General features: G+C 69.7%; 23 protein-coding genes and 1 pseudogene. 14 read left to right on the top strand and 10 right to left on the bottom strand.

The annotated features are described in order from the left end of the window. Nucleotides 1-223: 223 nt before the first annotated feature. From AB0L65_RS28130 to AB0L65_RS28115, 4 genes are read left to right on the top strand one after another with little or no spacing between them, the layout of a single operon-like run. Complete coding sequence (locus tag AB0L65_RS28130) at nt 224-1,348, top strand: spermidine/putrescine ABC transporter substrate-binding protein (RefSeq protein WP_364250844.1); 1,125 nt, start codon at nt 224-226, stop codon at nt 1,346-1,348. A gap of 3 nt (nt 1,349-1,351) precedes the next feature. Continuing rightward, nucleotides 1,352-2,200 (top strand): ABC transporter permease, encoded by an 849-nt coding sequence (locus AB0L65_RS28125; RefSeq protein WP_350730233.1) that lies wholly within the window; start codon nt 1,352-1,354, stop codon nt 2,198-2,200. Next, entirely contained in the window at nt 2,193-2,972 is a 780-nt protein-coding gene (locus tag AB0L65_RS28120; protein WP_355207130.1) for an ABC transporter permease, read from the top strand. Before AB0L65_RS28125 ends, AB0L65_RS28120 begins: the two co-directional genes overlap by 8 nt. Then, nucleotides 2,959-4,008 (top strand): ABC transporter ATP-binding protein, encoded by a 1,050-nt coding sequence (locus AB0L65_RS28115; RefSeq protein ID WP_350730237.1) that lies wholly within the window; start codon nt 2,959-2,961, stop codon nt 4,006-4,008. Before AB0L65_RS28120 ends, AB0L65_RS28115 begins: the two co-directional genes overlap by 14 nt. Before the next feature lie 2 nt (nt 4,009-4,010). Here the strand turns inward: AB0L65_RS28115 and AB0L65_RS28110 are convergent, their stop codons facing one another. After that, entirely contained in the window at nt 4,011-4,616 is a 606-nt protein-coding gene (locus tag AB0L65_RS28110; RefSeq protein ID WP_364250841.1) for a TetR family transcriptional regulator, read from the bottom strand. A gap of 125 nt (nt 4,617-4,741) precedes the next feature. Here AB0L65_RS28110 and AB0L65_RS28105 point away from each other — a divergent pair, with 125 nt between their 5' ends. The 6 genes from AB0L65_RS28105 (at nt 4,742) to AB0L65_RS28080 (ending at nt 12,458) form a co-directional block, all read left to right on the top strand. Beyond that, nucleotides 4,742-6,088, top strand: a complete 1,347-nt coding sequence (locus AB0L65_RS28105; protein WP_364250838.1) for a glycosyltransferase — start codon at nt 4,742-4,744, stop codon at nt 6,086-6,088. A gap of 14 nt (nt 6,089-6,102) precedes the next feature. After that, the gene (locus AB0L65_RS28100) at nt 6,103-7,500 is read left to right on the top strand and encodes an aminobutyraldehyde dehydrogenase (protein ID WP_364250835.1); all 1,398 of its coding nucleotides are present in this window, start codon (nt 6,103-6,105) and stop codon (nt 7,498-7,500) included. A gap of 252 nt (nt 7,501-7,752) precedes the next feature. After that, nucleotides 7,753-11,055 carry a nitrate- and nitrite sensing domain-containing protein gene (locus AB0L65_RS28095; protein WP_364250832.1) on the top strand — a complete coding sequence of 1,101 codons (3,303 nt, stop codon included), beginning with the start codon at nt 7,753-7,755 and terminating at the stop codon, nt 11,053-11,055. A gap of 5 nt (nt 11,056-11,060) precedes the next feature. Then, nucleotides 11,061-11,474: a roadblock/LC7 domain-containing protein gene (locus tag AB0L65_RS28090; protein WP_205304681.1), complete on the top strand. Its 414-nt coding sequence runs from the start codon at nt 11,061-11,063 to the stop codon at nt 11,472-11,474. A gap of 20 nt (nt 11,475-11,494) precedes the next feature. Beyond that, nucleotides 11,495-11,899 (top strand): DUF742 domain-containing protein, encoded by a 405-nt coding sequence (locus AB0L65_RS28085; RefSeq protein WP_225964010.1) that lies wholly within the window; start codon nt 11,495-11,497, stop codon nt 11,897-11,899. Beyond that, a complete protein-coding gene (locus tag AB0L65_RS28080) occupies nt 11,880-12,458 on the top strand; it encodes an ATP/GTP-binding protein (RefSeq protein WP_364250829.1) in 579 nt (192 codons plus the stop codon). The genes AB0L65_RS28085 and AB0L65_RS28080 overlap by 20 nt, the downstream gene beginning before the upstream one ends. Nucleotides 12,459-12,803: 345 nt before the next feature. On the opposite strand, the gene AB0L65_RS28075 is transcribed toward AB0L65_RS28080, so the two are convergent. Both AB0L65_RS28075 and AB0L65_RS28070 read right to left on the bottom strand, forming a co-directional pair. Next, on the bottom strand, nt 12,804-13,946 hold the full coding sequence (locus AB0L65_RS28075) for a methyltransferase domain-containing protein (RefSeq protein ID WP_364250826.1): 1,143 nt from the start codon (nt 13,944-13,946) through the stop codon (nt 12,804-12,806). Further along, entirely contained in the window at nt 13,943-14,077 is a 135-nt protein-coding gene (locus AB0L65_RS28070) for a hypothetical protein (RefSeq protein WP_364250823.1), read from the bottom strand. The genes AB0L65_RS28075 and AB0L65_RS28070 overlap by 4 nt, the downstream gene beginning before the upstream one ends. A gap of 163 nt (nt 14,078-14,240) precedes the next feature. On the opposite strand from AB0L65_RS28070, the pseudogene AB0L65_RS28065 reads away from it, so the two are divergent. Further along, nucleotides 14,241-15,016: pseudogene (locus tag AB0L65_RS28065) on the top strand (IS5 family transposase); the annotation flags it as partial. Nucleotides 15,017-15,101: 85 nt separating this feature from the next. Continuing rightward, nucleotides 15,102-15,674, top strand: a complete 573-nt coding sequence (locus tag AB0L65_RS28060; protein WP_364250820.1) for a GNAT family protein — start codon at nt 15,102-15,104, stop codon at nt 15,672-15,674. Nucleotides 15,675-15,885: 211 nt separating this feature from the next. Here AB0L65_RS28060 and AB0L65_RS28055 read toward each other — a convergent pair whose 3' ends face one another. The 3 genes from AB0L65_RS28055 to AB0L65_RS28045 are packed head-to-tail and all read right to left on the bottom strand — an operon-like array spanning nt 15,886 to nt 18,470. After that, nucleotides 15,886-16,464: a TetR/AcrR family transcriptional regulator gene (locus AB0L65_RS28055; RefSeq protein WP_364250817.1), complete on the bottom strand. Its 579-nt coding sequence runs from the start codon at nt 16,462-16,464 to the stop codon at nt 15,886-15,888. A 39-nt stretch (nt 16,465-16,503) separates the two neighbouring features. After that, entirely contained in the window at nt 16,504-17,214 is a 711-nt protein-coding gene (locus AB0L65_RS28050) for an SDR family NAD(P)-dependent oxidoreductase (RefSeq protein WP_364250814.1), read from the bottom strand. Next, a complete protein-coding gene (locus AB0L65_RS28045) occupies nt 17,211-18,470 on the bottom strand; it encodes an erythromycin esterase family protein (RefSeq protein ID WP_364250811.1) in 1,260 nt (419 codons plus the stop codon). Before AB0L65_RS28045 ends, AB0L65_RS28050 begins: the two co-directional genes overlap by 4 nt. A gap of 297 nt (nt 18,471-18,767) precedes the next feature. Here AB0L65_RS28045 and AB0L65_RS28040 point away from each other — a divergent pair, with 297 nt between their 5' ends. Continuing rightward, a complete protein-coding gene (locus tag AB0L65_RS28040) occupies nt 18,768-20,177 on the top strand; it encodes a glycoside hydrolase family 6 protein (RefSeq protein WP_364250808.1) in 1,410 nt (469 codons plus the stop codon). Nucleotides 20,178-20,220: 43 nt separating this feature from the next. On the opposite strand, the gene AB0L65_RS28035 is transcribed toward AB0L65_RS28040, so the two are convergent. The 4 genes from AB0L65_RS28035 to AB0L65_RS28020 all read right to left on the bottom strand — a co-directional run bounded on the left by AB0L65_RS28035 (nt 20,221) and on the right by AB0L65_RS28020 (nt 24,113). Continuing rightward, on the bottom strand, nt 20,221-20,949 hold the full coding sequence (locus AB0L65_RS28035; protein WP_364250806.1) for a class I SAM-dependent methyltransferase: 729 nt from the start codon (nt 20,947-20,949) through the stop codon (nt 20,221-20,223). 31 nt (nt 20,950-20,980) lie between these two features. Beyond that, on the bottom strand, nt 20,981-21,859 hold the full coding sequence (locus AB0L65_RS28030) for a CoA ester lyase (RefSeq protein WP_364250804.1): 879 nt from the start codon (nt 21,857-21,859) through the stop codon (nt 20,981-20,983). Beyond that, entirely contained in the window at nt 21,849-23,072 is a 1,224-nt protein-coding gene (locus tag AB0L65_RS28025; RefSeq protein ID WP_364250801.1) for a CoA transferase, read from the bottom strand. The genes AB0L65_RS28030 and AB0L65_RS28025 overlap by 11 nt, the downstream gene beginning before the upstream one ends. A gap of 111 nt (nt 23,073-23,183) precedes the next feature. Beyond that, nucleotides 23,184-24,113, bottom strand: coding sequence for a LysR family transcriptional regulator (locus tag AB0L65_RS28020; protein ID WP_364250798.1), 930 nt, complete (start codon nt 24,111-24,113; stop codon nt 23,184-23,186). Nucleotides 24,114-24,262: 149 nt separating this feature from the next. On the opposite strand from AB0L65_RS28020, the gene AB0L65_RS28015 reads away from it, so the two are divergent. Further along, nucleotides 24,263-25,567, top strand: coding sequence for a citrate:proton symporter (locus AB0L65_RS28015; RefSeq protein ID WP_364250795.1), 1,305 nt, complete (start codon nt 24,263-24,265; stop codon nt 25,565-25,567). The last annotated feature ends 9 nt before the right edge of the window (nt 25,568-25,576 follow it).

Raw genomic sequence — 25,576 nt, 5'->3', positions numbered from 1 at the left:
CTGACACCCCGGTCTCGGGCCGTGAGGGGCCTCTCACCGAGAGAGAGCAGCCGATCTGCTATTGAATCCCAATTCAACTCGTAGACCAAACTTCCAGGTAGCAATGTCAGCAAAAGTCTTGCTCATGTTGATTTCCCCTGCAACACTCCTGCTCTGGTCTGCTGTGTCCGGTAAGGTCGCGCGACCCCTCAAAACTGCACAAAATCCAGAAGGAGTAGCGGCCGTGTCCCGTATCCGGTTCACCCGTCGTCTCCCGGTCGCTGTCACAGCGGCCGGCCTCGCGCTCGCCGTCGCGGCGTGCGGCGGTGAGTCGTCGACCAGCTCAGAAGGCACGACGCCGGCGGCGGCGGACCAGCTCAAGCCCAACGCGGACCTGTCGCAGCAGTCGCTCCAGATCACCGTCTGGCCGGGTTACACGCCCGAGGAGCTGCCGGCGAAGGTCAAGGCGAAGCTCAAGGTCAAGGACATCAAGGTCGCCCTGCACGACACCAACGAGATCGCGATGACCAAGCTCACCGCCCCCGGTGACAGCGGCATCGACGTGGCGTTCGTGTCCGGCCAGTACGCCCAGGCGCTCAACGCGGCGGGCCTGCTGGAGCCGATCCACCCCGAGCTGATCCCCAACCTGGCCAACCTCTACCCGGAGGCCACCCAGCTCTCCTACGACAAGGGCAACAAGTACTCGGTGCCCTACACCTGGGGCACGACCGGCATCTGCTACCGCTCCGACCTGGTGAAGTCCGAGCCGACGAGTTGGAACGATCTGCTCAAGCCCCCGGCCTGGGCCGACAAGAAGGTCACCATGATGACCACCGAGCGCTGGCTCGCGCTGCCCGCGCTCAAGGCGCTCGGCTACTCGGTCAACACCGACAAGGACGACGAGATCGCCAAGGTCAAGGACCTCCTCGTCGCGCAGAAGCCCCACCTGCTCACCTACGACGACACCACGTTCGGCGACAAGCTGAAGTCCGGCGAGGCCATGATGGTCGAGGCGTGGGACGGCTGGTGCCCGACCACGGACCCGAAGGGCAACATCAAGTTCAAGGTGCCGAAGGAGGGCAGCGACCTCTGGGTGGACACCATGGTGATCATGAAGTCCTCCAAGAACAAGGAGGCCGCGCACGCCTTGATCAACTACATCCTCGACCCCGAGATCCACAGCTGGGCCGCCGAGAACATCAACTACAAGGTCCCGAACAAGGCGGCCATGGATCGGGTGCAGGTGCCCAAGGGCTCGCTGCTGGACATCAAGCCCGCCGAGCTGCTCAACGGTGAGTCGATCATCGACCTGGGCCAGGCGTCGACCAAGTTCACGCGCTTGTCGACCGAAATCACGGCGCAGCAGTAAACGGTGAAGTCTGAGGTCAAGGCCCGGCCGGCGTCCAAAGGACGCCGGCTGGGCGCGTTCGTTTTCCTGTCACCCGGCGTCACCTATCTGATCGTGCTGCTGCTGGTGCCGCTCGCGCTGGTGCTCAGCAACACGGTGTTCCAGCGCGGCCGCTTCGGCGGCGTCGTCTACGAGTTCACCACCGAGAACTTCGAGCGCCTGGTCGATCCGCTCTACCTCGGCGTGGTGGGCACCTCGCTGAAGATCGCGACCCTGACGACGCTGATCGCGCTGCTGATCGGCTATCCGACGGCCTACCTGATCGCGCAGCTGCCGCCGAAGTGGAAGACGGTGGCGCTGGTCGCCATCGTGCTGCCGTTCTGGACGAACTTCATCATCCGCGTGTACGCCTGGATCATCCTGCTGAGCGGCCCCGGCGTGGTCAACTCGCTGCTGGGCACGGACCTGGAGCTGCTCTACAAGCAGGGCACGATCGTCACCGGGCTGCTCTACTCGTACCTGCCGCTGATGGTGCTGCCGCTGTACTCCGCCATCGAGCGGCTCGACCCGCAGCTCAGGGAGGCCTCGGCCAACCTGGGCGCCTCGGCGTTCACCACCTTCAGGAAGGTCACGCTGCCGATGACGGTCCCGGGCGTGATGACCGGGTGCCTGTTCGTGTTCGTGCCGAGCTTCGGCAACTTCGTCATCCCCGAGATCCTCGGCGGCAGCAAGTCGATCATGGTGGGCAATCTGATCCGCGACCAGTTCCTGAAGGCCCGCGACTGGCCGTTCGGCTCGACGCTCGCGCTGGCGCTCATCGCGGTGCTGATCGTGCTGCTCATCGTGCAGGCCAGGGTGGCGCGCCGTGCGTAGGTCAAAGCTCCTGTACGTCCCGTTCTGGGCCACGTACGTCTTCCTGTACCTGCCGATCGTCGTGCTCGTCGTCATGTCGTTCAACTCCGGCAAGTCGGCGTACACGTACGAGGGCTTCAGCCTCAAGTGGTACGGCGAGCTGGTCAACGACAAGCTGGTCAGGGACGGCCTGGTCAACACGCTGATCGTGGCCACCGGCTCCACGGTGATCGCCACCGTGCTCGGCACGCTGCTGGCCGTCGGGCTGGCCCGGCACACCAGGTCCAAGACGCTGGACGCCATCGCGCTCATGCCGGCGGTCCTGCCCGACCTGGTGATCGCGATCGGCCTGCTGCTGTTCTACGGCCTGATCCAGCTCACGCTCGGCCTGTACTCGGTGATCCTCGCCCACGGCCTGTTCGCGATGGCGTTCGTGGCCGCGGTGGTGCGCACCAGGCTGACCAACTCCGACACCTCGCTGGAGGAGGCCTCGCGGGATCTGGGCGCGGGGCCGGTCACGACGTTCTTGAAGATCACGCTTCCGCAGCTGACGCCTGGCATCGTCGCCGGCGCGCTGCTGGCGTTCACGCTGTCGCTGGACGAGTTCGTGATCGCGTTCTTCACGATCGGCAACAGCGACCAGACGCTGCCGATCGTGATCTATTCGATGATCCGTTTCGGGGTCACCCCGAAGATCAACGCGCTGGCCGCGATCCTGCTCCTCGTGAGCTTCACGGCGGTGATCGCCGGGCAGCGCATGACGAAGATCGGGGAGAGACGTGCTCAGGATTGACGGGATCACCCGCAGGTTCGGGGAGGTCACGGCGCTCGACGAGGTGTCGCTGGAGATCGGCCAGGGTGAGTTCTTCGCCCTGCTCGGCCCTTCGGGCTGCGGCAAGACCACGCTGCTGCGCATCATCGCCGGGTTCGAGACGCCCGACCGGGGCACGGTGACGCTGGACGGCGAGGACCTGCTGTCCAAGCAGCCGAACCGGCGGCCGATCAGCCTCATGTTCCAGTCGTACGCGCTGTTCCCCCACATGACCGTGGCCAAGAACGTGGCCTACGGCCTGGAGCGCGAGCGGCTGCCCCGCCAGGAGGTGAAGCAGCGCGTCGGCGAGGTGCTGGAGACCGTCGGGCTGTCGGCGCACGCGGACCGCAAGCCCGCCCAGCTCTCCGGCGGCCAGCGGCAGCGGGTCGCTCTGGCGCGTTCCATCGTCAAGCGGCCCCGCCTGCTGCTGCTCGACGAGCCGCTGTCGGCCCTGGACAAGAAGGTCCGCGCCGACATGCAGCTGGAGCTCAAGCGGCTGCAGCACGAGGTGGGCATCACGTTCGTGGTGGTCACGCACGACCAGGAGGAGGCCATGTCGCTGGCCGACCGCATCGCGGTCTTCGACAGCGGCAAGGTGCGGCAGGTGGACGAGCCGATCGCGCTCTACGAGCGGCCCCGCACGGCGTTCGTGGCCGACTTCGTCGGCGCCAACAACCTCTTCCACGGCACGGCCAGCGGCCTCGACGGCATCAAGACCGAAGACTTCGGCATGCTGGCCGGCGCCCCGCTCGAAGAGCTCGAGGCGGGCGCCAAGGCGCTGCTGGCGATCCGGCCGGAGAAGGTCGAGCTGGCCGGCGAGAGCGCCACCCGCGGCCTCAAGGGCAGCGTCCTGGACGTCAGCTTCTACGGAGGCGTGTCGCACATCTCCGTGGACGTACCGGGCCACGTCAAGCCGGTGCTGGTCGCCGTGCAGGGCGCGAGCACGGTGAAGGCGGGCGCGAAGGTCAAGGTGCGCTGGAAGGCCGAGGACGCGGTCATCATGGCGGTCGACCGGTGAGCTCAGCGGGCCAGGTCGTTGCCCGTGGCAGCGCGGGCGTACGAGAGGATCAGCTCGGCCGCCTCGGCCGGGCCGATCACCGGGTGCCTGGCCGTGATGCGGTAGCCGTACGCGTCCTCCAGCGCCACCAGGTTGCGGGCGATCGTCAGCGAGTCGGCGCTCAGCCTGAACACCCCCAGCGCGGCGCCGGTGTCCAGGACCGCCTGGTACATCGAGACCTGGCGGTCGTAGAGGGAGGTGAGCAGCACGCCGTAGACCCGGTTGCGGCCCGCGGCCCCGCCCAGCTCGTTGAGCAGGCGGACGTCGGGGTCGAGCGAGCCGGTCGGCAGCCCGGACTTGATCGTGAGCACCAGCTTCTCGACCGGGTCGGTGAGGGTGGTGAGCTGCCGCACGCGCTGCTCGTAGAAGCGTTCCATGCCCGCGTGCTGCGCCTCGACCAGCAGTTCGCTGAGGTCGGGGTAGTGGTAGAGCACCGCGCCGGAGGTCAGACCGGCCTCCTCGGCGACGTGCGAGAGCTGTACGCCGTCGATGCCGTGACGGATGATGGCCCTGCGCGCGGCCTCGATCAAGTCGATGCGCCGGTCACTACGGCTCTTACGCTGAGCCACCCCCACCGCCTTCACTCGTTTGGCTGCTGTTCAGTTAGCCGTGACCATAGTGCCTGTTACTTGACCTTCACGCTAGATCAGTTCTTGAATTCCTCTTCAAATTGATGAGTTTCCCCGGAGTCTCGATGTCTCTCACCATCCTGTTCATGCCGGAAAGCGCCTACGGGCCGACCAACAACTCGATCGGCATCGGCGACATCCTCCGCCGCCGCGGCCACCGCGTCGTCTTCGCCGCGGAGGCGTCGTGGAAGGGCAAGCTCGAAGCGCTCGGCTTCGAGGAGGACCTCGTCGACCTCGCCCCGCCGCCCGAGGATGCCGCGGAGGAGCAGGACCCGGGGCAGTTCTGGAAGGACTTCATCCGCGAGACCGCCCCCGAGTACCGCAAGAGCACTCTGGAGCAGCTCGACACCGTCACCAAGCCGATCTGGGACTCGCTGATCGACGGCGTGAAGTACTGCGAGCCGCAGCTCAAGGCGATCATCGAGCGCGTCAACCCCGACGTGATCGTCGAGGACAACGTGATCACGTTCCCGGCGCTGCTCACCGCGGGCAAGAAGTTCGTCCGCATCGTCTCCTGCAACCCGCTGGAGGTGCGCGGCGAGAACATCGCGCCGGTCTTCTCCGGCCTGCCGGCCGACGACCGCTCGGAGTGGGCGGCCTTCCGCGCCGAGTACGACCGCACCCACCGCGAGCTGTGGGCCGCCTTCAACGAGTGGTGCGTCGAGCAGGGCACCGAGCCGCTGCCCGACCTCGACTTCATCCACGAGGGCGACCTGAACCTCTACGTCTACCCCGAGATCCTCGACTACGCCGACGCCCGCCCGCTCGGCGACTCCTGGCACCGCCTGGACTCCTCGGTCCGGGAGACCGACGAGGCGTTCACGCTGCCCTTCGAGCGCAGGAGCTCGCGACGAGAGAGCGACGGAGGAGCCAACGAGGAGCGAAGCGGGCGCGACCATGAGCACGCGCGCAACGAGGGGTCGCTGGTCTACTTCTCGCTCGGCTCGCTGGGCTCCTCCGACGTGGAGCTGATGCAGCGCGTCATCGACGTGCTGGCCACCACGCCGCACCAGTACATCGTCTCCAAGGGCCCGCTGCACGAGGAGATCAAGCTCGCCGACAACATGTGGGGCGCCGAGTTCCTCCCGCAGACTAAGATCATCCCACTGTGTGACCTGGTCATCACGCACGGCGGCAACAACACGACCACGGAGGCGCTGCACTTCGGCAAGCCGATGATCCTGCTGCCGCTCTTCTGGGACCAGTACGACAACGCCCAGCGGGCAGACGAGCTGGGCTATGGTGTCAGGCTCTCCACCTACACCTTCACCGACGAAGAACTGAAGGGCGCGGTCGAGCGGCTGCTCGGGGACACCGAGCTGCGCGCCCGGCTCGCCGCCGCGGGCGAGGAGATCAGGGGTCGCGACGGCCTGCGCAAGGCCGCCGACCTGATCGAGCAGCTCGGCCAGTGAGGACATGAATTTCCATGCGTGAACTGATCAACCCCGCCACCGGGCTGCCGTGCGCCGAGATTCCCGACACCCCGGTGGAGGGCGTCGCGGCCGCCGTCGACCGGGCCCGCGCGGCCTTCGAGGAGTGGTCGCAGACCACCCCGGCCGACCGGGCGCGGCTGCTGCTGCGGGTGGCCGACCTGGTGGAGGCCGACGCCGAGGAGCTGACCAGGCTCGAGGTGGAGGAGACGGGCAAGCCCGCGTCGGTGTTCAGGGACGGCGAGCTGCCGTTCGCCGCCGACAACCTGCGCTTCTTCGCCGGGGCCGCCCGTTCCCTCGAAGGCTCGGGTGCCGGTGTCTTCAGCCCCGGTTACACCTCGGTCCTGCTGCGCCGTCCCGTCGGGGTGGTGGGGTCGATCGCGCCGTGGAACTTCCCGTTCGTCATGGCCGTCTGGAAGGTCGGGCCGGCGGTGGCCGCGGGCAACGCCGTGGTGATCAAGCCGGCCCCTCAGACGCCGCGTACGACGTTGCGGCTGGCCGAGCTGTTCGCCAAGGCGGGCGCCCCCGACGGGCTCGTCCAGGCGATCACCGGGGACGCCGAGGCCGGCCAGGCGCTGGTCACCCACCCGGGCGTGGACATGGTCAGCGTCACCGGCTCCACGGAGACGGGCCGGGCGGTCATGACCGGGGCCGCGGCCACGCTCAAGCGGGTGCACCTCGAGCTCGGCGGCAAGGCGCCCGCGCTGGTCTTCGAGGACGCCGACCTCGCGGAGATGGCCCGCGGGGTGGCGATGGGGGCGACGTACAACACGGGGCAGGACTGCACGGCCGCCACCCGCGTCTACGTCGCCCGCGAGGTGTACGCGGACGCGATCGAGGCGCTGCGGGCAACTCTTGCCGAAATAACCGTCGGTGACCCCTGGGACCCGGCCACGGACATCGGCCCGCTGATCTCGGCCGCGCACCGGGACCGGGTGCACGGGTTCGTCTCCAGGGCCGGCGGGCGCGTGCTCCACGGAGGCGCCCCGATCGACGGCCCCGGATTTTTCTACCCGCCCACGCTCGTGACCGACGTCGCCCAGGACAGCGAGATCGTCCAAGGTGAACTTTTCGGACCCGTGCTCGTGGCGCTACCGTTCGACGGCGAGGACGAGGCGGTCAGACTGGCCAACGACACGCGGTACGGTCTGGCCTCGTCGGTGTGGTCGCGTGACGTCTCCAGGGCCATGCGCGTCTCACACCGGCTCGATGTGGGCGTGACCTGGGTGAACGACCACCTGCCCATCGCCAGCGAGGCGCCGCACGGCGGGGTGAAGGGCAGCGGGTTCGGCAAGGACATGAGCCAGGAGGCGGTGCAGGAGTATTCGGTGACGCGGCACCTGATGGTGAAGCACGCGGCGCCGGTCGAGCGGGATTCGTTCCGGCCCGCCTGAAGACGTGTACGGCGATATGTTGCCCAAAGTGACCCTTTGGGCACGTGTGATGGGATATGTTCGGTTGGCCGATCTGGTACGGGTTGTGTTCCAATTACCCAGCCGGAACGAATCCCATGCGCCACACGCGTGTCTGATTTCTTTCGAGCACGTACCGGCGAGAGGTTGCGAGAGTCAGTGAGGACGAAAGACCCCAGGCACACGAGGTCAGGGGAGTACACAGGCGGACGTTTCCGGCTGGGGAACTGGCGTGTGCGCTCCAGGCTGGTCGCGCTGATCCTCATCCCCACGGTGGTGGGCGTGCTGCTCGCCGGCGTGCAGCTGGCCAACGCCATCGGCACCAACGCCGAGTACCGCCGGCTCACCCAGGTCGCCGAGCTGGTGCAGCGCATCGGTGCGCTCAACCACGAGCTCGGCAAGGAGCGAACGCTCACCGCGTGGTACGTCTCCGACCGCAGCAGAGGCCAGCGCCTCGTCCAGCTCAAGACGCAGCGGCAGGCGACGGACACGGCCAAGAAGCAGGTGCTGAGCGCGGCCAACGCCATCGACGCCGCGCACTCCGCGCGTGTCATCGAGGGCGTCGACAACATGCGCCGGTGGCTCGCCGGTCTCGACAGCCTCCGCGAGTCCATGGTCTCGAACGTGCCGCCGCGTGCCGCCATCAGCACGTACACCACCATGATCGGCGTCTTCTCCGCGATCGAGGGCGACCTGGGTTCCGGCGTCAACGACGACACCCTCCAGGGTGACGTGGCCGCGCTCGGCTCGCTGCAGCGGGTCAAGGAGGAGATCTCGCGCCAGCAGATCATCCTGATCGTGGCGCTCGTCCAGCGGAAGCTGGACAACGACGACCTGTCGGACTTCCTGGGCTCCTGGAACAAGCAGCAGGCCGAGCTGGCCGCCTTCGAGCAGGAGGCCGACTCCAAGGACCTGGAGGCGTACCAGAAGGGCGTCAGGGGCCTGCAGATTGACCTCGCCGACGCCATGCGCCAGCGCGCGCTCGCCCAGATGCGCGAGTACAACGAGATCCGGGACCTCGACGTCACCACCCGCCGCGACCTCGGCAACTGGTACGAGTCGACCACGCTGTCCGGCAACGCCATGCGCAAGGTCGAGGACGGCCTGGCCACCAGGATCGTGGCCAGGACCCGGGAGCTGAGCGACACCGAGCAGCGCAACGCGATCATCTCCGGTGCGGTGATCCTGGTCCTGCTGCTCCTCGTCCTGGTCTTCACCACCCGCGTGGCCGGTTCGCTGGTCCGCCCGCTGCGCCGGCTGCGTGCCGAGGCGCTCCAGGTCGCCACGACCCGGCTGCCCGAGACCGTCCGCGTGCTGCGCGAGTCCGGCGAGAACGCGCAGATACCCGAGACGCCCTCGGTCGGCATCAACACCCGCGACGAGATCGGTGAGGTCGCCCAGGCCTTCGACGAGGTCCACCGCGAGGCGATCCGGCTGGCCGGCGACGAGGCCAAACTGCGGGCGAACGTCAACGCCATGTTCGTCAACCTCTCCCGCCGCAGCCAGACGCTGGTCGAGCGGCAGCTGCAGCTCATCGAGGGCCTGGAGCAGGGCGAGGAGGACGAGCAGCGGCTCGCGAACCTGTTCCGCCTCGACCACCTGGCCACCCGCATGCGCCGCAACAGCGAGAACCTCCTGGTCCTCGCCGGCCAGGAGGCCGCGCGCAAGTGGAGCGAGCCGGTGCCGCTGGTCGACATCGCCCGCGCCTCGCTGTCCGAGGTCGAGAACTACGAGCGGGTCCAGATCCAGATCCCGTCCGGCACGCTGATCGTCGGCCCCGCCGTCACCGACGCCGTCCACCTGCTCGCCGAGCTCATCGAGAACGCGATCTCGTTCTCCCCCCGCGAGAGCAAGGTCCAGGTCACCAGCACCCCCGCCGAGGGCGGCGTGCTCGTGTCGATCAACGACCTGGGCATCGGGATGAACCAGGAGGAGCTCTCCGAGGCCAACTGGCGCCTGGCGAACCCGCCCGTCGTGGACGTGTCGGTGTCGCGGCGCATGGGCCTGTTCGTGGTCGGCCGCCTGGCCCTGCGCCACGGCGTCCGCGTGCAGCTCAGCCCCCGGGAGACGGGCGGCCTGAGCGCGCTGGTCTTCATGCCGGACATGCTGATCAGCAACGGCCTGGGCGGGCCGCAGCAGGGCGGGCAGTACGAGGCGTTCACGGACTTCGACCCGAGCATGTTCGCGGAGCCTTCGCGGAACGGGTCCGCCTCCTACGGCGCGGCGCCCTCCGGCGACGGTCCCGAGCACGTGGTGGACACGCAGTGGCCGGGGTCGCTGCCGGTGCCGGGGAGCGGCAACTGGGCTCCCTTCGGCGGCGACCAGCAGGCGCCGTTCAACGAGCAGCCCGCCGCGTTCAACGACCGGCCCGCCGCAGATCGCCCGTTCGGTGAGCAGCCCTTCGGCGAGCCGCAGCCGTTCGGTGAGCAGCAGCCGTTCGGCGAGCCGCAGCCTTTCGGGGAGCGGCAGTCGCCCTACGCCGAGCAGCCGCAGAGCTCGCAGAACGGCGACCAGCCGCGCTGGCCGTCGTTCGCCGAGGAGCCCCCTGCGCCCGCGCAGCAGCCGTTCGGAGAGCAGCCGTTCGGTGAGCCGCAGCCGTTCGGTGAGCCGCGCTGGCCGTCGTTCGCCGAGGAGACGCCGCCTCCCGCGCCGCAGCCCAACTCGTTCGCGGAGAACCGGTGGCCGTCCTTCGCGGAGCAGCCGCCGCCCCTGCAGGAGGAGGAGCCGCGCTGGCCGTCCTTCGCCACCGAGCCGCCCAAGCAGCCGCAGGAGGAGCCGCAGTGGTCGTCGTTCGCCGACCCGGTGCCGCGCAGGTCGCTGTTCGAGTCGGAGGATCGTCCGCAGCCGCAGTTCGGGGAGTCGTACCGCTCGCCGTTCGCGGATGACCTCAAGCCCGCCGACCAGTTCCAGCAGAACGGGCAGTCCAACTACGACAGGTTCGGGCCCGGCGACTACTCCTCGCAGGACATGACCGGCCCGCTCCCCGTGGTGCGCAGCTCGCCCATGGAGGAGCAGGGCGACGAGTTCCTGCCGATCTTCTCGTCGGTCGGGTCCGACTGGTTCCGGCGGCCGGAGCCCGAGGTGCTGCAGCCGCACAGCGAGCCCGCTTCCTACGAGCCTGCTTCCTACGAGCCCGCTTCCTACGAGCCCGAGCCGGAGACCACGGTCGTGCATCCGGCCGTGCCCGCCGACCCGGCCCCGGTCGCTCCCGCGCAGTCCCCGTCGGGGCTGCCGCGGCGCACGCCCGGCGCGTCCGGGGCGGGCGCGACGTGGTCCTCGCCCGCGGACTCCGGCTTCCAGGCCGCGCAGGCCGCCGCGCAGCCCGCGCAGGGCGGCACGACGTCCTCGGGCCTGCCCCGTCGCGTGCCCAAGGCCAACCTGGTGCCCGGTACGGCCAGCCTCGCCGAACCCCAGGCTTCGTCACCGGCACCGCAGATCTCACCCGAGCGGCTGCGCAGCCGGCTCTCCAGCTTCCAGCAGGGCGTCCGCCAGGGCCGAGCGTTCACCCGGGGCGAAGAGAATGAGGAGGACAAATGAGAGAAATGAGCCAGGGTGCGCGCGGCATCAGTTGGTTGATCACGGATTTCGTGAACAACGTGCCGGGCGTCGCCCACACGGTCGTGGTGTCGTCCGACGGTTTGCCGCTGGCCTTCTCCGAGGGTTTTCCCAAGGATCGGGCCGACCAGCTCGCCGCGGTGGCGTCCGGCGTGATCAGCCTGACCCAGGGCGCCGCGCGGGTCTTCGAGGGCGGTATGGTGAGCCAGACCGTTATCGAGATGCAGCGTGGGCTCTTGATGATCATGTCCATCAGTGATGGGTCCTGTTTGGCGGTCCTGGCTGCTCCCGACTGTGACATGGGCCTGGTGGCTTACCAGATGACCCTGCTGGTCGAGCGAGCGGGCCAGGTGCTGACGCCGGCCGTACGCGCCGAGCTGCAAGCGGCCCGCCCCCGTTAGTGAGGCGGTGACAGGAGATCATGGTGTCAGGTCAGGGTTGGGCTGGTGATAGCACTCCGCCGCATCCGGCGGCTCCCCGTCCGCAGAAGCAGAGCTCCCTGGTACGGCCCTATGCCGTGACCGGGGGACGCACCGCTCCGCGGATGAAGTTCGCCATGGAGGCATTGGTGTCCTCCGTGACGTCGGAATACCAAGACATTTCCCTACTTAGTCCGGAGTATCAGGCGATTATTCAACTGACCCGGAACGTCCGGTCGGTTGCCGAGATCTCCGCCCTTTTACGCCAGCCCCTTGGGGTGGTCCGGGTGCTGATCGCCGACATGGCGTCCGAGGGCCTGATCCGCGTGCACCAGCCTGCGCTGGACGCCGGAAAGCCGGACCTCAACTTGCTCGAAAGGGTGCTCAGTGGACTTCGCAGGCTCTAGCCCCGGCCTAACCTCGACGAAGATCGTCGTGGCCGGGGGCTTCGGCGTGGGGAAGACGACATTCGTGGGTGCGGTATCGGAGATTCTGCCGCTCACCACCGAAGCGGTCATGACGGACGCCTCCGCGCACGTGGACGACGTCTCCCTCACACCGAACAAGACCACCACGACCGTGGCCATGGACTTCGGCCGGGTCTCGCTCGACCAGGACCTGATCCTCTACCTGTTCGGCACGCCCGGACAGCACCGCTTCTGGTTCATGTGGGACGACCTGGTGCGGGGCGCGATCGGCGCGGTGGTGCTCGTCGACACGCGGCGCCTGGCGGACAGCTTCCCCGCCATCGACTATTTCGAAGAGGCGAAGCTGCCGTTCGTGATCGGCATCAACGGCTGGGACGGGCAGTTCGCGCACGCCCAGGACGAACTCCGCGAGGCCCTGTCGATCGGCGGCCACATCCCGATCGTGCGCCTGGACGCCAGGCAGCGGGAGTCGGTGAAATCCACCTTGATCACCCTGGTGGAACACGCCTTGACCCGCCACATGCACACCCCGGTGTAGGCGGACCGCGGCCCGTCCGGGTTCAACCTGCTGGACCCCGCCCCGAGGCCAACGGCCTTCGCAATGGGGCGCTTCGCGCCGAAGGCGCTCAGACGTTCTCGTCTGGGCGCCTTCGGCGTCTGGTCGACCCACCCCTTGACCTACGAGGCGGTGGGCCGACTGCTGCCCACCCTGCCTACCGGATCCGGCAAGCTTCGTTGAGCGATCGCGGTTGGGAGCCCTGCCGGACCCGCCAAGTCAATCGACGCGCTGAGTATTGCCGCGGACAACGAGTTCCAGCACGGGTACACAATCTCCCTGGTCGAGGGCCTGACACCTGGCCAGAGGCGGCCGCTCTCCGCGTGCTCAGGCCTCGGCTCGGCCCAGCGTGTGCTCCGGATTGTCCAGCCAGACCCGTTGCCCCACCCGCGTGATGGTCATGCCGAACCGCTCCCGGTCCGGCTCACCCCAGGACACCCACTGTGCGTAAGCGTCGGTGATCTCATCCCACAGGGACCGACCGCCGAGCTGGTATGCGAGGTGATCGCCATCTGGGTCATGAACCGCCGCCGCCCAGTGGGAAGGGTCGGCCGGGTCGACCACGTACAGCACGAAACGGTCCCCCTCGTCGACCTCGCGGATGTGCAGGCCGGTGAGAGCCGACATGGCCAGCCCCGCCCCCGCCGGCGCGTGCGCGATCGTGCGAGGGTCGACCCGGGTCGTGGACCGTCGGCCGCTGCCGTCGTCGCCGGAGACGGGGGACCCGTCCTGCGAGCGCATCAGCATGTACGACGTGTAGCCGGGGAACCGGCCGACCGCGACCCCGTCCGGCCTGACCACGAGCCGCACGGAGAGGTCGACGTCGAAGCCGGGCGAGAACGGCGCCACGATCACGCCGCCCGGCCGAGTCTGCTCGACCCATGCGTACGGCACCGTGTGGACGGCGCAGGTGACGTGGACCCGGTCGTACGGCGCTCCCTCGGCCCACCCGTCCGCCCCGTCACCGACGATCAGGCGCGGGTGCACGCCGGCCGCGGCCAGCGTCTTTCCCGCTTGCTCGGCGACGACCTGGTCGACCTCAATCGAGGTCACGATGCCGTGCTCGCCGACCAGGTGGGACAGCAGCGCGGCGGTCCAGCCCGTCCCCGTGCCGATCTCCAGCACCCGATCACCCGGATCCGGATCAAGCAGGGTGAGCAGATCGACGACGGTCCCCGGGGCGGAGTTGGAGGAGGTGCAGCGCCCGTGCACCTCGCGGATGTCGGTTGCGCCGGCATCGAGCTGAGTCACGATGGCGTCCGGTCCGTACACCGTGGCCCACCAGGTTTCCGGGTCGGCGTGCTGGTCGATGAGGCGGGGGCCGCCTCCGGTGAGAACGACCCCGGTGGGTGGCACGAACCGATGACGGGGCACGGCCCGCAATGCCTTGTCGATGGCGCCGCTGACCGGGCGGCGCTCGCTGATGGCGTCGATGAGGCCATCGATGCGGGCGTCCAGGTCGAAGGTCACTTGCCGTCCTTCTTGTCCCCGTCACCGCTGCCGCGCTTGCCCTCGCTGCCGTCTCCGTCGTTCTGGCTCTTCTTTTCCTTCGGGGGCGTGAACGGCTTCAGGCTAGGTTCCTCGCCCTTGTGCTTTCCCATGCCGACCTCCTACGTCTAGACGAGTCGCTTACCGTAATCATGTGACTACGGTCCGGGGGCGGGCAAGGCAAATGCCGTTTCCAGCCTTCGCCGATAGGCGACTGTCACCTCCGCTGTAACACGCCCAGGCGTGACATGGGATCGCTCCCGAGCTGGTCGCGGCGTGAGGAAGGGCACGCAGCCGCCATGGGCACTTCCGGATGAGTTGTCGGCGAGGCTCCAGCCGTTGTTGCCGTTGGTGCCTCGTCGTGCCGATCATCCTGGGCGCAAGCGCCTGGGGGATCGCAAGGTGCTGCCGGGCATCTTGTTCGTGCTCCACACCGGGATCTCGTGGGAGCATCTGTCACAGGAGTTGGGCTTCGGTTCGGGGATGACCTGCCGGCGGCGGCTGCGGGACCGGCATGCCGCCGGGGTTTGGCAACACCTGCATGAGCTGTTGCCGGCGGAGTTGCACGCCGCGGGTCGGCTGGACTGGTCCAAGGCGGTGATCGACAGCTCTCACGTCCGGGCACTGAAGGGCGGCCCGAAACGGGTCCGAGCCGGGTCGACCGTGGGAAGACGGGCTCCGAACATCACGTGATCGCCGACGGCAACGGCCTCCCTCTGGCGCTGAGTCTGACCGGCGGTAACCGCAACGACGTCACCCAGCTGGTGCCGCTGCTGAGGTCGATTGCGCCCGTGCGCGGGCGGCGTGGCCGGCCCCGCCGACGGCCCGAGGTGCTGTACGCCGACAGACGGTACGACCACGACAAGTACCGACGGCTGGTCTGGGCCACCGGCGTGAAGCCGATGATCGCCCGCCGAGGTGCCGGGCATGGCTCCGACCTGGGTGATCGAGCGGACCATCGCACTGCCACACTGGCTCGGTCGTCCGCGTATCCGCTGGGAGATCCACGATGACATCCACGAGCCTTCATGGCCCTCGGCCCGCTGATCATTGTGTTGGAGGTCCTAAGTCGTGAGGACCGGACCGGGCTCGGATATTCGGTGGTCTGCCCGCCCCTGAGGACACAAGATGAGGCGCATGACTCTGGCCACCCCCACACTGCACACCGCTCGCCTGCGACTGCGCCCCTTTTCCGACTCCGACGCGGACCCCCTCTTCGCGCTGCACAGCAACACCTACGTGATGCGCTACTGGGACTCCCCGCCGTGGACCGAACCGGCCCGCGCCGAGCGCTTCATCGAGGCTTGCCGGAAGATGGCGGACGAAGGCACCGGGGCGCGGGTGGCCATCGACCGTGCTTCTGACGGGGCCTTCGTCGGCTGGTGCAGTCTGACCCGATGGAACCCGGACTACCGCAGTGCGTCGTTGGGCTACTGCCTCGACGGGGCGATGTGGGGCCGCGGCTTCGCGACGGAGGCCGCGCACGCGTTGGTGCGGTGGGCATTCGACACACTGGACCTGAATCGTGTTCAGGCCGAGGCCGATACGCGCAACGTGGCATCTGCCCGGGTTCTGGAGAAGATCGGATTCGTACGTGAAGGGACGTTGCGGGAAGACTGCGTCGTCAACGGTGAGGTGTCCGACTCGTGGGTGTTCGGGTTGATCAGGCGAGAGTGGCAGCCGTCGGCCGTGCCGATTCCAGCCTGCTAAGAGCTCCGAACCACCTCAACGCGTGCCACCCTGCGTCCACCTGCCGCAGAAGGGAAGGGATAGGAGCGCGAGGGTTGAGGGCCAGGTGGACGGTCAGCCGAGCGTCTGCACCCGCTCGGCCCACCCCTTGACCTACGAGGCGGTGGGCCGACTTCTGCCCACCCTGCCAACTGGATCAGGCAAGGTGCGGTAAATCCCGGCGGGGGTCGGGTCAGAGGGAGTCGACGACCGCGTCGACCACTCTGGTGAGGCGGTCCGGGCCGTCGGCGACGCGCGCCAGCAGGCGCATGCCGACGACGGTGTTCAGTAGCAGGCTCCCGACCGCCCGGGCGTCCCGGTCGGCGGCGATCTCGCCCGTGCGCCGGCCCTCCTCGACCAGCGCGCGGAAGGCGTCCTCGGTGCGGTCGAACATCCGCCGCACGAGCTGCGCCGCGCTCTCGTCCGACTGGCCGAGCTCGGCAGCGGTGTTCACGGCCATGCAGCCGCGCCGGTCGGGGTCGGCCAGGTCCATCTCGGACAGGAGGCACAGCGCCCTGCGCAACCTGTCCTTGACGGGACCCGGCTCCTCCAGCATCTCGATCAGCGCCGCCGCCTGGCTGTCGCGGTAGCGGCTCAGCGCCGCCTCGAACAGCGCGTGCTTGCTGCCGAAGGCGTTGTAGAGACTGCCCTTGCCGATGCCGAGCGCGTCCACCAGGTCCTGCGGCGTGGTGGCCGCGTAGCCCTTGCGCCAGAACACGTCCATGGCGTGCCCGACGGCCACGTCCGGATCGAACTGCTTCGGCCTCCCCATGGCAACGACGCTAGCAGTTTCTGGACCTGGAGGTCAAAATCACCCGGCGGCCGGCATCTCCGGGGGTGCTCCGGTCGCCAGCCGGTGGGCGCGCCGCGTGATCGCGGCCGGCCAGCCGTCCGGCACCACGGTGAAGGCACCCGCCCGCACCGCCGCGAGGGCCTGGTCCGCGATGTCCGCGGGGTCCTCGCCGTCGGGCGACATGCCGGTGCGGACCAGGGCCGGGCACAGCATCGTCACGCCGACCGGCGTGCCGGCCAGCGACAGCGCCGCCTGTTCTGCGAGGGCGACGACGGCGTGCTTGGAGGCCGCGTACGCGCCACCGGCCGGGAACGTGACGAGCCCCGCCAGCGAAGCCGTGATCAGGATGTGCGCCGGCCGTCCGGACGCGAGCAGCCGCGGGACGAACGCGCGCAGTCCGTTGACCACGCCGCCCACGTTCACGGCGAACACCCGGTCCCAGTCCTGCGGGCTCACCTCCCACGGAGCGCCCAGGTCCCGGCCGACGATGCCCGCGTTCAGGCAGACCAGATCGACGTCCGGGGCGGCGGCGGCCAGCGCCTCCATCTGCGCGGCGTCGGAGACGTCGGTCCGGACGGCCTCGGCCCCCAGTTCGGCCGCGGCTTCGGCGAGCGCCGTCTCGTTGACGTCGGCGAGCACGACCCGTGCCCCGTCCGAGCGGAGCCGGGCGGCCAGCGCCCTGCCGATCCCGCCGGCGGCGCCGGTGACGACGGCGTTGGTGAGGTTCATGAGGATGCTCCAAACATGGTCGACGAGTCCGCCGTCGCGGTGGGAGTGCACACGACCGCGTCGAAGGCCTGGTGCAGCGGCGTGTCCACGGTCGCGCTCTGCGACCGGATGCGGTCCAGCGGCGGCCCCGTACGCAGGTCGGTCAGGGTGACGGCCCCGCCGAGCCCGGCGTCGACGAGGGCCCCTTCCACGCTCCCGGGAGCCGGGGCGTCGAGGCTGACGACGTCGAGCGTGAACCCGACCGGGGAGCCCTCGGCGGGGACGATCATCTCCGGCGCCTGGCCGGCGGTGTGGGTCAGCGCCACGGCGCGGTAGCGCAGGCCGAGGTCGCGTGCCAGGTAGTGGCCCATCGGCAGGCCGGCCAGGTGGCCGCCGAAGGTGACGGGGGTCTTCTGTATGTGGTTGTTGTGGGCCACCAGCACGACTCGCGTGCCGGTGCCGGCCCTCTCCAGATGCCACCGTACGGCCGCGGCCATGTAGTGGTCGCGCGCCGACGTGTCACCTGGCAGGCCCGCGCCGGAGAACAGGTCGTTCATGGCCCGGAGCATGTAGTCGGTGTGGCGGGCGGCATCCAGGTGGCGCCGGGCCGTGTCGTAACGATGCCGGCCGGCGCGGGAGACGTAGAGCGGTTCGAGTGCCCGCAGCCGCAGCGACAGCCGGGACAGGCCCGCCGTGAGCGAGTCGCGGAACGCCGGGTCGAGAGCGCCCCACGCGGGCGCCGACACGGCGGCCGAGCCGCCGGTGATCTCGTCGGCCGCGCGCAGGACGCCGGCCACGAAGTCGCCGAGGTCCGGGTCGACCAGCCGCAGGTATTCGGCGACCGGGTCGAGGTCCGGCCGCAGGGTGAGGGTGTTGGGCAGGTCGATCCCCACGATCCGGACGGGCCGCGACCTGCTCCGGTTGTACTGGCGCAGCCAGCGCAGCAGCTCTCCGAACACACCGCGGGTGAGGGGCCCGGCCAGCCGGAGGAGGTCGGCCTCGTCGCCCTCGCCGGCCAGCCAGGCGTTGACGGCGGCGGCGTCCGCGGATCCGAGCTCGAACGCCACGTCGGTGAACCCGCAGCGTTCGAGGAGGAAGCGGAGCAGCCGCGCGCGGGCGAGGTTGAACTCGCGGACGAAATGGGCGCCCTCGCCGACGCCCACGACCTGGGCGTCACCGACCACGCCGCGCAGCGGCTCGAGATCGTCGAGGTCGGGGTCGGCCGGGTCGAGGGTGTTGAGGACAGTCGTGTGCCCTGACAGGGAACGGGAGGTCATGGAAATGCACTCGTTTCTCGGTGGATGCCGGAAGCCGGCGGTCAACGCGTCGAAGAACGCGGATCAGAGCGCTCGGCCGGACCCGTGCCGACGGGTCGCCGGAAGCGCTGCGATGTCCGCTCAGGGACGCGGATCAGAGAAACAAGGTGCCAGGAACCATGCGGCCGATCATAGCGGAGCCGTAGCACGCACGCTCCGTCACCGCCGATGCCGGTGCGTACGTTCATACTTCGCCTCTTGACCTTGTCAGACGGGGTCGGTAATGATCAACCGCGACTCCCGCCGAAAGGTGCACACGTGCGATTCATCGCAGGCAAGACCGCGGCTTTAGCCGCCGTCCTGACAGCAGTTCTCGTCGTCCCCCAGCCCGCCTCAGCAGCCGCCCAGCTCATCGGGAACGGCACCTTCGACAGCTCCACCGCCCCCTGGGCCGCGATCGGCCAGACGACGGTCGCGCTCGACGCCCAGCGGCTGCGGGTGGACGTGAAGGCCGTCGTCGCCAACCCCTGGGACGCCATGGTGGCCACCCCCACCACCGCCGCCCTGAACCCGGGCAAGAGCTACACCCTCTCCTTCGACGCCTACTCCACCGTCGCCTTCAAGGCCACCGCCACGGTGCAGTACAAGGCCACGCCCAGCAGCAACCAGTCGCTGGCCACGGGCGTGCAACTCACCACGTCGAGCAAGCGCTACAGCATCCCGTTCACGGCCGCGACCGCCACGGACACGGCGGCAGAGGTGACGTTCCAGCTCGGCGGGTCCGGCGGGACGCCCGTGATCCGGTTCGACAACGTGTCGCTCCTGGAGACGCAGACGACGCGCCCGACCTCCCTGTTCGTGTGGAACCAGTCCAACCCGGCCAAGTGGGTCACGGCCAATCCGAACGCGAGCCAGACCGCGGCCATCTCCGCGAACATCGCCAACAAGCCGATCTTCGAGTGGTTCGGCGGCTGGTTCAGCGACATCACCCAGGCCGTGGACACCTACGTCGGCGCGGCGCAGGCCCAGGACAAGCTGCCGATGCTGGTCGCGTACAACATCCCCAACCGGGACGCGTGCGCCAACCAATCGGGCGGCGGCGCGGGCGACGCGGCCGGCTATCACACGTGGATCACCGAGTTCGCCAAGGCCATCGGCACCAGGCACGCGATCGTCGTGCTGGAGCCCGACGCGGTCGCCGCCGCCGGGTGCGTGACCAAGATCGGCAAGAACCCCGAGGACCAGTACGCGATGCTGCTGGACGCCACGCAGGTGCTGAAGGCCCAGGCCCCCAACGCGTGGGTCTACCTGGACGCGGCCAACGCCACCTGGCTCGCGCCCGACGTCATCGCGCCGCTGCTGGTCAAGTCGGGCATCGCCAACACCCGCGGCTTCTCCGTGAACGTGTCGAACTACTTCTGGACCACCGACTCCGAGACGTACGCCGTCGGGGTCAACGGTCAGCTGTCGGGCACCGTGGGCGCCAAGAAGTACGTGATCGACACCAGCCGCAACGGCAACGGCCCCTACTCGGACAGCACGCCCGAGGACAACTGGTGCAACCCGCCCGGGCGCAAGCTCGGCGCCTCGCCGGTCAGGCAGTTGAGCGGCGCCGAGTACATCTTCTGGGTCAAGGTGCCCGGTGACTCCGACGGCGTGTGCAACGCCTCCACCAAGCCGGCCGGGCAGTTCGACCCCGACCTGGCGGTGGCCCTGATCAACGGCTAGTCCCCGGTGGCCGGGCCTCTCGGCGAGAGGTCCGGCCGCTCTCTCATACCCGCTGGAGCAGGAGGGTGACGAAGCCGAGCGCCTCCCGGTAGCCGTTGAGCCACAGCTCGCGGTGCTCCCGAGCGACGGCGAGGGCCTGGTCGCCGTCGGGGCCCGGGTTGGCGGCGGCCCATCGGGCCAGGGTGCCGGTCCACGACCATTCGTACTCGTCCCACTCGGCGAGGGTGCTCACGTGGCCGTAGACGGACAGCCATCCCTCGGACTCGGCGGCGGCCACCGTGCCCGCCAGGTCGGGGTACGCGCCGATGGCTTCCACGACCTCGGGAGCAGGGGTCCGCTCCCAGAAGCCCTCCCCGATCAGCGCCAGCCCGCCCGGCCGGACGAACCTGGCGACCGCGTCCATCGTGCCCTTCAACCCCTGGAACGCGTGGGTCGAGCCCACGCAGAGCACCAGGTCGTACGGCTGCTCCGAGGAGAACTCGGCCGCGGACATCTCGTGCAGCCTCAGCCGGTCGGACAGGCCACGCGCGGCCGCCGCCCGCCCCGCCGCGGACACGGCCTCCGCGGAGAGGTCGACGCCGTCGGCCGTGGCCGAGGGGACGAGTTCGAGCGCGCGGAGCGACCATTCACCCTCGCCGCATCCCAGGTCGAGGATGCGGGCCCCCTCCGGCAGCGCGGCCCGGAGCAGCAGGCGGTCGAGGTTGCCAGGCGTGATGGGCGCGGCGATCGGGTGGTCACGGTGGGCGATGGAGCTGATCAGCGTTCGTTCCATGCCGTTCAGTCTCGCGACGCCCGCAACCGGTTTATCGGCCGTACCGGTCGAGGACGGCCCGTGCCGTGGCGGCCATGGCCTCGTCCACCATCTCGCCCTCGAACGTCACCGCTCCCGACCCGCCGGCCTGGGCCGCCTCCACCGCCGCGATCAGCCGGGCGTAGCGGGCCAGCTCGTCGGGGGAGGGGGAGAAGGCCGCGTTGATGACGGGGACGTGGGAGGGGTGGATGGCCATCATGCCCTCGTAGCCGAGCGAGCGGTTCTGCTCGGCGAAGGAGCGCAGCCCGTTCAGGTCGCCGATGCTCGTCCACAGGCCCGCGACCGGGTTGGGGATGCCGGCGGCGCGCACGTCGAGGAGCACGCGGGAGCGCAGGCCGAGCGTGCTCTCCGGGGTCCAGCGGTAGCCGACGGCGCGGGCGACGTCGCCGCCCGGCGCGGTGACGGCGCCGAGGTAGGCGATCCGGGACGGTGCCGCCATGGCGACGTCGTACGCCGCCCGCAGCGCGGAGGCCGTCTCCAGCAGCGGCACCAGGGCGATGTGGCCCCGGGGCAGGCCGTGTTCGCGTTCGCACCAGGCGAGCAGCCGGTCGGCGAGGCGCACGTCCTCCGGGCCGCTCACCTTGGGCAGCACGACCCCGCTGAGCCGCTCGTGCGCGACGGCCCGCAGCTCCTCGGCCCCCGCCCAGCCGTCCAGCGGGTTCACGCGGACGAACAGGGCCAGGTGCCCCGCGTAGCCGGCGACCGTCGCGGCCACCGCGCGGCGAGCCTCGGACTTGCCGTCGGCGGGGACCGCGTCCTCGAGGTCGAGGATGACCGCGTCGGCCCCGGCCGCCTCCGCCTTGGCCAGCCACGCCGTCCTGGTGCCGGGGACGAAGAGCAGCGAACGGAGCAGGGGACGCTCAGATGACACCGTGCTGCTCCAGCTCCGCCAGCTCCTCCTCGGCCAGCCCCAGCCACTCGTGGTAGACGAGGTGGTTGTCCTGCCCGAGCGCGGGGCCGGTGCGCCAGACCTTCCCTGGCCGCCGGTGGAAGTGGGGGATCACGCCCTGCATGCGTACGGGGCCGAGGTCGGCGTCGTCGACCGTGATGATGTCGCCGCGCTCGGCATAGACCGGGTCGGCGGCGATGTCGGCGGCGGTGAACACCCGCGAGGCCACCACCTCCGCCCGGGCGAACTCCGCCAGGCACTCGTCCGTGGTCCGCGCGGCCACCCACTCCCGCAGGCCCTTGTCCAGGGTCTCCCGGCCCTCGTGCTGCTGCGCCGACGTGGCGAAGTCCTCCTCGGGCAGGCCGAGCAGGCGGGCCACGTTGCGTACCGAGCGGAGGGTCGCGGACGTCACGGTGATCCACTCGCCGTCGCCCGAGCGGTAGGTGTTGATCACCGCGGCGGGCGCGACGGCGAGCTGGTTGCCCGCCCGTTCGGGTACGACGCCGAGCTGGTCGTACGCGATGATCTGCCACTCGATCAGCCGGTAGAGGGGCTCGAAGAGGGCCAGGTCGATCCACTCGCCGTCGAAGCCGGGGTCGGCGGCGCGGCGGTGGAGGGCGGCGAGCACGGCGTACGCGCCCATCAGCCCGGTGACCGCGTCCCCGTGCGAGAACCCCGTGTGCACGGGCGGCCCGTCGGGGAACCCGGTCAGGTGCACCACCCCGCTCCTGGCCTCGCCCATCTTGCCGAAGCCCGGCTCGTTCGCCCGCGAGGACGTCGCCCCGAACCCCGAGATCTGCAGCAGGATCGCCTTCGGGTTGATCCGGTGCACGGCCTCCCAGTCCAGCTCCCAGTCGCGCAGCCGTCCGGCCCGCAGGGTGACGATCACGACGTCCGCCCAGGCGACCAGCCGGTGGGCGATCTCGCGTCCGGCGGCGTGATGCAGGTCGAGGGTGACCGAACGCTTGTTGCGGCCGGCGACCTTGAACCACAGGGGCACGCCGTCCCGTACCGGGCCCATCGCGCGGGCGGCGTCGCCGGCGCCGGGGGCCTCCACGTGCACCACGTCCGCACCCTGGTCGGCGAGCATGGAGCCGGCCATCGGCCCGGCCACCACGTGCGCGAACTCCACCACCTTCAGCCCGCGCAGCTGCCCCTGGCCGCTTCCGCCCGTTTCTTGACCCGTGCCTGTCACCCGCGCTCCTTCGCCTCCCGATCCGTTTCATCCTGCCGAGGCGGTGAAATGCGTGTCCAGCACAAGAAACCCATCATTCAATGCGCTTTGCGCATGAATCCGGGGATGGCCTCAGTCGCGGTTCCAGGAGACGCCCGCGGGCAGGTCCCGCAGCTCGCGGCGGAACCCGTCCAGCAGGTCCAGGAACGCGCTCGTCGCCACCGGCAGCGTGCGGCGGGCCCGGACCACGACGTCCAGCCGGCGGTCCACGACGGGTTCGGCGAGCGGCCGGTAGACCAGCCGCCCCGCCCCCATCAGCGGCAGCACCAGCGCGGGCATCGCCGAGACCCCCAGCCCGGCCGTCACCAGCCCGCCCACCGTCGCCACGCTCCCCGCCTCGGCCGCCAGCGTCGGGACCGCCCCGGCCTGCGCGAACGCCGCGTCCGTGAGCCGCCGCACGCTCGACTCCGGCCCGATCGCGAGGAACGGCTCCCGGGCCAGCTCCTCCCAGGTGACCTCCGGGAGCTCGGTGAGCGGGTGGTCCTCGGGCAGCACGGCGTGGAAGCGGTCCTTGATCAGCGGGCGGTGTTCGAGCTGCTCGGGGGCGGCGCCGACGGTGGAGATCGCGAAGTCGGCGTCCCCCGAGAGCACCCGGCCGAGCACCACCTGCTCCAGGCCGTCCATGATCCGCAGCCCGGCCATCGGCCGCCGCAGCCGGAACTCGGAGATCACCCGGGGCAGCAGCACCGCGGCCACCGACGGCAGCGTGGCCACGGCCACCACGCCCGACTCGCCGAGCAGGTAGCGCTCCAGCTCCTTCATGCCCGACCGGTGCGCGGACACGATCTGCTCGGCGACCCGCAGCGTCTCCACCCCGGCCGCCGTCAGCTGCACGTTGCGGGTGTCGCGCTCCAGCAACTGCGCGCCGAGCAGCCGCTCCAGCTCGGCCACCGCGCGGCTGAGCGACGACTGCGACACGTGCATCTCGGCCGCCGCCGCCGTGAAGCTCGCCGCTCTGGCCACGGCGGCGTACGCGGCCAGCAGCCGCAGGTTCGCCTCCATGGCGTGAGCATAGACCCGAACTTTTGCGCAGAACGCATGGATAAATGTTGCTTTGATGCTGGACCTGAGATTTCCTCGCTCGGAAACTCTTCCGTAACACTCCGGCACGTCACCCCCCGCGAGCCGGGCGAGGAAGAAGGCGAACACCGATGCTAGCGGCCCTGGGATTCACCACGATCGTTCTGTTCCTGCTGCTCACCATGACCAAGCGCGTGTCGGTCCTGATCGCGCTGGTGCTGATCCCGGTCCTGGCGGCGCTGGCCGGGGGCTTCGGCGGCGAGCTGGGGAAGATGGTCCTCGACGGGCTGACCAAGGTCGCGCCGACCGGCATCATGATCGCGTTCGCGGTCCTGTACTTCAGCCTGATGATCGACGCAGGTCTCTTCGATCCGCTCATCCGTGGCATCCTGCGCCTGGCCAAGGGCGATCCGCTCCGCATCGCCGTCGGCACCGCCGTGCTGACCATGTGCGTGGCCCTCGACGGCGACGGCGCCTCGACGTTCCTCATCACGGTCTCGGCGCTGCTGCCGGTCTACCGGCGGCTCGGCATGAGCCCGCTCGTCCTGTCCGGCGTCGTCTGCCTGGGCGCCGGGGTCATGAACCTCATCCCCTGGGGCGGGCCCACCGCCCGCGCGATGGCGGCGCTGAAGCTGGACAGCTCACAGGTGTTCACGCCGGTCCTGCCCGCGATGGCGGCGGGGATCGCGTGGGTGCTGGTGGCGTCGTACCTGATCGGGCTCAAGGAGCGCCGCCGCCTCGGCACGATCTCCGCCCCTGAGATGCCTGAAGAGCGGCTGGTCGGTGAGGGCCCCGGCACCCAGCGGGCGCCCGTCCACCCGGCTCTGACCGTCTTCAACCTGGTGCTCACGGTCGCCCTGCTGGTCGGGCTCGTGCTGCAGGTGATGCCGCTGCCGGTGCTGTTCGTGGTCGGGTTCGCGATCGCGCTGCTGGTCAACCACCCGACCTGGGAACGCCAGCAGGAGCTCCTGGAGAAGCACGGCAAGAGCGTCGTCCTGGTCACCACGATGATCTTCGCGGCCGGCGTGTTCACCGGCGTCCTCACCGGCACCAAGATGATCAGCAGCATGGCGTCGGCGTTCGTGAGCGTCATCCCCGACTCCCTCGGCGGGCACCTGCCCGTGCTCGTGGCCCTCACCGGCATGCCGCTCAGCCTGGTCTTCACCCCCGACGCCTACTACTTCGGCGTCCTGCCCGTGCTCGCCGAGACCGTCAGCGGCTTCGGCGGTGCTCCGGCCGAGGTGGCCAGGGCGGCCATCCTCGGACAAATGACCACCGGGTTCCCGCTGAGCCCGCTCACCGCGTCCACGTTCATCCTGGTCGGGATGAGCGGCGTGCAACTGGGCGAGCACCAGCGCTTCATCTTCAAGTGGGCCTTCGCCACCACCCTCGTGATGACCGTGGTCGCGCTGCTCACGGGCGCGTTCTCCCTCTGACCTCCGGAG

The organism is Nonomuraea sp. NPDC052116 (genome assembly GCF_040680035.1).
In the GTDB taxonomy this organism is placed as follows: domain Bacteria; phylum Actinomycetota; class Actinomycetes; order Streptosporangiales; family Streptosporangiaceae; genus Nonomuraea; species Nonomuraea angiospora_A.
The sequence above is the reverse complement of the archived record's forward strand: the minus strand, read 5'-3'. Positions and strand labels throughout refer to the sequence as shown.

Excerpts from the sequence above, each read along its gene's own strand:
- AB0L65_RS28050 (WP_364250814.1), bottom strand. The coding sequence starts at position 17,214 with ATGAACCTCACCAACGCCGTCGTCACCGGCGCCGCCGGCGGGATCGGC.
- AB0L65_RS28045 (WP_364250811.1), bottom strand. The coding sequence starts at position 18,470 with ATGACCTCCCGTTCCCTGTCAGGGCACACGACTGTCCTCAACACCCTC.
- AB0L65_RS28055 (WP_364250817.1), bottom strand. The coding sequence starts at position 16,464 with ATGGGGAGGCCGAAGCAGTTCGATCCGGACGTGGCCGTCGGGCACGCC.
- AB0L65_RS28100 (WP_364250835.1), top strand. The coding sequence starts at position 6,103 with ATGCGTGAACTGATCAACCCCGCCACCGGGCTGCCGTGCGCCGAGATT.
- AB0L65_RS28060 (WP_364250820.1), top strand. The coding sequence starts at position 15,102 with ATGACTCTGGCCACCCCCACACTGCACACCGCTCGCCTGCGACTGCGC.
- AB0L65_RS28020 (WP_364250798.1), bottom strand. The coding sequence starts at position 24,113 with ATGGAGGCGAACCTGCGGCTGCTGGCCGCGTACGCCGCCGTGGCCAGA.
- AB0L65_RS28105 (WP_364250838.1), top strand. The coding sequence starts at position 4,742 with ATGTCTCTCACCATCCTGTTCATGCCGGAAAGCGCCTACGGGCCGACC.
- AB0L65_RS28070 (WP_364250823.1), bottom strand. The coding sequence starts at position 14,077 with ATGGGAAAGCACAAGGGCGAGGAACCTAGCCTGAAGCCGTTCACGCCC.
- AB0L65_RS28035 (WP_364250806.1), bottom strand. The coding sequence starts at position 20,949 with ATGGAACGAACGCTGATCAGCTCCATCGCCCACCGTGACCACCCGATC.
- AB0L65_RS28015 (WP_364250795.1), top strand. The coding sequence starts at position 24,263 with ATGCTAGCGGCCCTGGGATTCACCACGATCGTTCTGTTCCTGCTGCTC.
- AB0L65_RS28085 (WP_225964010.1), top strand. The coding sequence starts at position 11,495 with ATGGTGTCAGGTCAGGGTTGGGCTGGTGATAGCACTCCGCCGCATCCG.
- AB0L65_RS28090 (WP_205304681.1), top strand. The coding sequence starts at position 11,061 with ATGAGCCAGGGTGCGCGCGGCATCAGTTGGTTGATCACGGATTTCGTG.